The following is a 4,731-nucleotide window of genomic DNA, read 5'->3' on the forward strand; positions in this document are numbered from 1 at the left end:
CGATCGCGCGAAGCGATGCCCCGGCGACCAAAGAGCGCGAGATTTCTTCGCGCTCAGATATGGTGAGCGCCAGCCTTGAACGACAGCGCGGCGCTGGACTTATCCCACCAGTCCGAATGAGGATTCCCTGAATCGCCCCGTGACTTCGACCGAACAGTTGAGCAATATGCTGTAGGGACTCGCCTTTTCGCCAACGCTCCCACATCAGTGCCTTTTGCTCATCCGTATAATAGATTCGTGGCTTGCGTTTCATTGCAACACTCCTCCTGCCTTAGCAGTTTAGTGTGTTGCGTCGACCGGTTGAATCCGCAGCCGCACGCGGCCCAATAGCAAAGCATAGCATTCTTGCCCGAACGAAAAATACGCGAATTCTCACGGTCCGCCGTAAATGGTTCCACCGCGGCCGGCGCATAGTGGAACTCCTTTTCAAGGAGATACATCATGGACATGCTCTCACTGGCATCGCAACCGCGCATTCCCTGGAATAAGGGAAAACTGGTCGGTCAGAAGGCGCCACTTCGCATTAGCGAAATATGGGCAATTCGGGTTCGCCTGGAAATCTACGGAAGACTACGGGATCTGGCATTGTTCAATTTGGCCATCGACAGCAAGCTGCGTGGCTGCGACCTTGTTCGGTTGCGCGTCATTGATGTCTGCCATGGCTCGCATGTCGCCCGGCGGGCAAGTGTAATTCAACAGAAGACCAAACAACCGGTCCAGTTTGAACTGACCGAAGGCACCCGGCAAAGCATCAGCACATGGATGGCCACAGCGGGACTACGCAGCACCGACTTCCTGTTCCCCAGCAGGATTACATACTCGCCACATATCTCGACCAGGCAATACGCCCGCATTGTGCATCAGTGGTTCAACGAAATCGGCTTGTACCCGACGGCATACGGTACCCACACCATGCGCCGGACGAAACCTACGCTGATATACCGTCGCACCAAAAACTTGCGAGCGGTGCAGCTTCTGCTTGGGCATACTCGCCTTGAAAGCACCGTACGCTATCTGGGCATTGAGGTTGACGACGCACTCGAAATGGCGGAACAGACCGACGCTTAGGCCAGACAGGGCGGTACCAAAACCGCCCCTTTGCGGCGACCGGAAAACAGATGCAACGGCCAATATATTCTTAATTGGTCGACTGAATTGCCATCAATGCCCCGTTCCAAATATTTAACCAAGTATTTATTCCATGACCACTGGGCACATAAATTTCCTCGACTGCCATGCCACGCAATTTCAAACCCTCAGTATATGATTGAGCTGCTTTATGAAATCTTGTCTCGAGCATTCCAGCACCAATGAACACCTTTTTTTTCGAAAAATCCCCAGTGTCACGGAAAGTCCATTGTGCAGGCGACATAGCGATGGCTCCATCGAACAAGTTAGGATTCTCAGTTAATGCGTCTAGAGCCCATGCGCCACCATTAGAGTACCCAGCGGAGTACCTATAAGCTGGCCGCTCTCCGTTCTCGATCTTTTGTCGTAAATCAAAGGTTACAAACTTCATAAACGCACGAAATTTCGTCGACTCATATCCAAATAACAATTCCTCAATACGGATGTTGCTGCCATCGACCATAGTATGCACACCAACAAATACAAAATGACTCAAGTCGATATGGTTCGTCAGTGCGTTTCCTATTAATTCTGCTACACCTTCCCCGTCAGGCATATAGATTATTGTGCAACCGGTTAGGTGAAGGCGGCAGGCTGGCCCCTTGACTACCGTTACATTACGCGCCCCCATATCATCATTGATTACATACGAATTTTCACTCTGCGACATTCCCGCATCCGCGATAATCGATTTTTTGAGTTTCCGCTCAGCCATTGGAAACTGAGTATCGCCATTAATTCGAAAGGTAGTCTGCTCACTTTCGATATTCAAAAAGCTCAAGTCGACATTTGCTCTCGCCAATTGCTTCCAGCGAAACTTTGCCGCGTACTTGTTATCGATCACTTTATCCAAGTAAGCCTGAATTTCACAGCACAGATATGGCCTGCCATACGAAGTAATCTCACCGGGGTTGGCTTCCAACATAACAATCAAAGCATCTTTCTCTATCCTGTATTCTAATTTTTTCGAAACCAGTTTTTGTTGCATTTCAGCAATCTCAAAATTCAACAGAGGTTCTTTGCAAAGCTTTTCTGATGACGACGATTCACAGATTTTAAGGTCTTGGGGAACGAAATCTTCAGCAACGGCAGTAGAGAAACAGGTTAAAAGCGAAATGGCCAACACGATAGAACTTATGAAGATTCGCATATCGGTTTATTGAAATTGTTTAGTAATTAGACTGCTGCATTGTGGCGAAGGCCCCTCTGCAAATTGCGTTTTGTCAGAAATTTTTGATGTCGAATAGATAATTATCATGTTCCGTCTGTTTCTCGCCGACAACGGAAAAATTCATAGGCCTTGTGTAGCTTTGTAATCGGCCAAGGCTGTTTGTAGTGCTTGAGCTATGTCGTCAGTATCCTGCCTCCAGACATAATCCACCTCGAACTTCGTAATCACTACGGTGCCGCGCTTAGTTTGGCGTTGCCCGTCCCATTTCAAGAGTACGACCGCACCATCGGCCTGAAGTTCCTCAATCTCTGGGAGAAATCGGTCTAACATGCTGTCCTTCCAGATGAAATTTGTTTAGTTGACCGGCTGCTGTTGGCCGATCTGAGTCTATCAGGAAAGATCATCAAGATCAGGAAACTCTAAGATCAAGGGTTCTAAGATTCCCATTTGAATCTGGCCTATGGCGCGGCCTGCGCCCTCCCTAAGCAGTTCGAATTGATCGTTAGAGCACCGGCCATGACTACGGTCAGAATCTGAGATAAGCCCGCGATGGATTTCAACGCCACAGCGTAGACCTCAGCGGCACACTCCTTTTCAATCATGAATCGCTCCTGCATATTCTAGGTTGGCCAGCACTTGGTTGCCCGCTTTATGAATTCTCATTTTGTTTGAAGCGTGCGCCAGCCTGCGCAACAGCAATATCGCGCCAAGCTTTGTCATCAACTGCTAATTCTGGAAACGCTTTGATAGCTGGATTGATGAGTTCCAAGACTACTTCACCCATTACCTTGCCGAATGTGGTTTTCAGCTCAACCGATTCTTCTGGCGACAGGCCATCGAGCGCCAAATTCAGGGCAGTATTCAGCGCAGCCATGGCATCAATACCTCCATCTCGCATGGCGCGTGCAGATGAAATAGACAGTGGCCCCACCATCGTTCCTTAGGTTGTTTGTTTTGTTGAATGGCCGGTACTGGCCGGGTTCTGCCAACAGCCTACGGTAATAACACAACAAGCAAATAGCTTTCTGCGTGTCGGCGTGGCGGCAGCCGAGTTGACTTCTGGATCATGTCCCAATGTCATGGTGCTGCCAGAAAATTTGCAGACCTCTTCCAGCTACGCGCGCTCCCGTAGGAAGTTGCAGTGCGGCGGACAGTGCCAGAAGAAGACCTGAACCAAAAAAAATGCGCCGGAGCATGAGATGAATATAAACCATCCGGAATTCCAACCGCTCAGCGCGGCCGAAAGAAATGGAAACACAACCAATACGGTGACAGGCATCAGCAAAGCGAATATGTATCGTCGCTTGGAAAAAACTCCATCGAAGTAAGTGTACGGAGTGAGACGCGTTACCCATATACCCAATGTGGTTTTGTCTGTTAGTCCATAGCCCGGATGCGCTGCGACCTGGAGTATTAAACCTGCAAACAGGACTGCAATCATCACCGTCCCAACAATCTGCCAAGGCGCAGCGAATTCCGGAGAATATGCTGGCCGAAACTGCTTCCACAAAATCAAGGTAGCAATGGCGGCGATAACACCTGTTAGGATGCCGCACAGTTGGAATAACCAGAACGGCAATTGTCGAAGCGGCTTCCAGCCGCCCAAGATGAGGTCTGAGTCGCTCAGCGAATTAAGTGGCGGCCCTAATCGAAATAGCATTTGCAAACCCCAACGAGTTCCAGATCGAGACTTAACAATATAACATGAAGGGCGGGGGCCCTCATCCCTTAGGGGCCTTTGCTATTCTGGGCGGGCCCCTGACTAAGAAAAAGCGACAAAACTTGCATGTGACCATGCATTGAACAACAGAGGGACAGTTAAAGTTCAAAGCCCAAAAAAAATGTGCCCACCGACGGCAGCTTTTGGCCGACTACAGCCTAGCGTTGCCAAATCAATTCAAGGTCGCCATCGACGAATCCAATGGCGACCGCTCTTGTTTCTTTTAGCTTCGTGATAGGCCCAGAAGACTCGTCCAGCGTCTTCGTCAGCATCATCTTGGCGTCGCGCAAACATTCCTCCCAGCCTCCGCTAGTAAATTCGCCCGGAATAGAAATCGACCGAGGACTTGCCACCCAGGCTTCATCACATGCCCAATCCGAATCATCGGGATCAAACTCGTCAGTCCCGATCAGTTCAATACCGTATTTCGCATCTTCGGACTCTAGTTCGAAGAGATTAAATGAAAACGCGATTACAGTGCTCGGCACATCCGGTGAGAGTACAGAAGCAAGCCAGCTATTGAGTTTCTCGGAAAAATCCATGTTCAGTTTCACTTGGTTTGGCCCGCAATTTAGGGGCCGGTTCTGGCCGTTAACGGTGAGTCACGTATATGTCACTACGAACGGATGGCGGCGTCTTTGGCCACAGCATCTGTTCGAGAACTTGATTGGCCAATTCACGTAATGTTTGCCATTCCGGTGATGTCTTCAGT

Annotated in this window: 5 protein-coding genes and 1 pseudogene; 1 reads left to right on the forward strand and 5 read right to left on the reverse strand. The window is 49.5% G+C overall.

The genetic code is table 11. From position 1 onward, the window contains the following. A pseudogene (locus tag GM658_RS29150) lies at positions 1 to 253 on the reverse strand (IS30 family transposase); the annotation flags it as partial. Positions 254 to 441: 188 nt separating this feature from the next. Between GM658_RS29150 and GM658_RS28475 the strand changes: the two are divergent. After that, positions 442 to 1,068, forward strand: coding sequence for a tyrosine-type recombinase/integrase (locus GM658_RS28475; RefSeq protein ID WP_155457488.1), 627 nt, complete (start codon positions 442 to 444; stop codon positions 1,066 to 1,068). Positions 1,069 to 1,138: 70 nt separating this feature from the next. Here the strand turns inward: GM658_RS28475 and GM658_RS28480 are convergent, their stop codons facing one another. The 4 genes from GM658_RS28480 to GM658_RS28495 all read right to left on the reverse strand — a co-directional run bounded on the left by GM658_RS28480 (position 1,139) and on the right by GM658_RS28495 (position 4,561). Further along, complete coding sequence (locus GM658_RS28480) at positions 1,139 to 2,254, reverse strand: alpha/beta hydrolase (protein WP_155457489.1); 1,116 nt, start codon at positions 2,252 to 2,254, stop codon at positions 1,139 to 1,141. A 694-nt stretch (positions 2,255 to 2,948) separates the two neighbouring features. Continuing rightward, positions 2,949 to 3,173, reverse strand: coding sequence for a hypothetical protein (locus GM658_RS28485; RefSeq protein ID WP_155457490.1), 225 nt, complete (start codon positions 3,171 to 3,173; stop codon positions 2,949 to 2,951). Between the two features lie 240 nt (positions 3,174 to 3,413). Beyond that, on the reverse strand, positions 3,414 to 3,959 hold the full coding sequence (locus tag GM658_RS28490; RefSeq protein WP_155457491.1) for a hypothetical protein: 546 nt from the start codon (positions 3,957 to 3,959) through the stop codon (positions 3,414 to 3,416). 218 nt (positions 3,960 to 4,177) lie between these two features. Then, on the reverse strand, positions 4,178 to 4,561 hold the full coding sequence (locus GM658_RS28495; protein WP_155457492.1) for a hypothetical protein: 384 nt from the start codon (positions 4,559 to 4,561) through the stop codon (positions 4,178 to 4,180). Positions 4,562 to 4,731: the final 170 nt, after the last annotated feature.

The sequence above is a fragment of the Massilia eburnea genome, from assembly GCF_009720745.1.
GTDB classification, from domain to species: Bacteria; Pseudomonadota; Gammaproteobacteria; order Burkholderiales; family Burkholderiaceae_D; genus Rugamonas; species Rugamonas eburnea.